The sequence below is a fragment of the Rothia sp. HMSC069C04 genome (assembly GCF_001812895.1).
Classification (GTDB): domain Bacteria; phylum Actinomycetota; class Actinomycetes; order Actinomycetales; family Micrococcaceae; genus Rothia.
Genome location: NZ_KV810712.1, coordinates 1 through 1313, shown reverse-complemented (window position 1 = coordinate 1313; position 1313 = coordinate 1). Strand labels below are relative to the sequence as shown.

Below are 1313 nucleotides of genomic sequence, written 5' to 3'. Positions count from 1 at the left end.
CGTTTGCCCATGTGGAGAACAACGGCAAGAACGGGTTCTTGCGTATTGGTAGCACTGAGATGGGTAAGCGTACTTGCAGCTTTGACCCGTATCAGTTCGATGCGACGATTCTGATGGCGCAGGTGCTGTACCGTGACGATCACGGGCGCTGGGCGGAAGAAGACGGCCTGGATGTGATGAGTGTGGTGGGGATGTATGGTTCTTCGCGCGATATTTATGCCCAGTTTTATGACTTGTGTAAGACGAAGTATGTGGTGGGTGTGACGAAGAGTGAGCGTCAGCGTCGCCGCCGTAAGGCTGCGCGTAATGAGGCGCGTAGGCTGGAGCGTCAGCAGGCGCGCGGGGTAAAGAAAGCTCCGAATTCTCGTGAGAAATGAGGTGAGTGATGGAATCTCATAACAAATGGTCGGAAAGAATAACAATGCTTTTTCTGACGATGTGCGTTGGGTATATCTTTTTTATTATTCCTATAAATCTACGTGATGACAGTGACGGTTTCACTGCCACCTGCACCGTGACTAAGGCGTACACGCAAGAGCGTCGCGGCACAGACCTTGGTGGCATGACTGACATTGGCTTGAAGGGCGTCTTTGAGACGGAGGAGTGCGGCACCCTCACAATGTTTGAGCCCCCTGAGGGTTGGAATATTTCCGCGTATGTTAAGACGGCGCAGCCAGGAAAAAAGTATCTGTTCCATGTTTCAAATCGTTCACCTAAGAAAGATCAAGATTTTGTAACAACCCGCTTTGAGGAAATTAAGGAATGACAGTTCGCAGCTCCAGAACCTGCGGAGAACCCACCAGACAAGACACTGAGAAAGCAGGAAAGCAATGTTCCCATGGATTAAGAAACTCACATCCCCGGAAGCCAGAATTTTCATTAGTCTTGTTCTGGGTATGGGGTTATTGTTTACATTCATGCACTATACAACGCATATCGAAGATAAAAATTGGTACGCCGTATGCACCGTGAAATCAGCTAGAGTTGAAATTGTTGGGGGTCAGGTGTCAAACATGACTGACACTTCTCCCAAAGGTATTTTTGAGACAGATGAATGTGGTGTTATTGAAATGTATAACGCTCCAGATGGCAAAAATATTCCGGAGTATGTTTCCCAAATTCAGACGGGAAAGAAATATAAAATGTATAAAACATGGAGCACGAGAAATGATGATAGAAACTTTAACACTCTTCGCCTTGAAGAAATCAAAGAATAACCAGCTCATGAGCCATAAATAAAGCCCCGTGTGTAAAGCCCCGTGTGGCGCGAGTCTTCAACTGAACTGCGCCCCGAAACTTGGACGCATTAAATA

General features: G+C 47.1%; 2 protein-coding genes and 1 pseudogene. All 3 read left to right on the top strand.

The genetic code is table 11. The features are described from left to right. Positions 1–377 (top strand): annotated as a pseudogene (locus HMPREF2879_RS00865) (ECF transporter S component); the annotation flags it as partial. 44 nt (positions 378–421) lie between these two features. Beyond that, positions 422–766 carry a hypothetical protein gene (locus HMPREF2879_RS00860; RefSeq protein ID WP_070634595.1) on the top strand — a complete coding sequence of 115 codons (345 nt, stop codon included), beginning with the start codon at positions 422–424 and terminating at the stop codon, positions 764–766. Positions 767–1013: 247 nt separating this feature from the next. After that, a complete protein-coding gene (locus HMPREF2879_RS09270; RefSeq protein WP_141752193.1) occupies positions 1014–1217 on the top strand; it encodes a hypothetical protein in 204 nt (67 codons plus the stop codon). The last annotated feature ends 96 nt before the right edge of the window (positions 1218–1313 follow it).

Excerpts from the sequence above, each read along its gene's own strand:
- HMPREF2879_RS00860 (WP_070634595.1), top strand. The coding sequence starts at position 422 with ATGCTTTTTCTGACGATGTGCGTTGGGTATATCTTTTTTATTATTCCT.
- HMPREF2879_RS09270 (WP_141752193.1), top strand. The coding sequence starts at position 1,014 with ATGACTGACACTTCTCCCAAAGGTATTTTTGAGACAGATGAATGTGGT.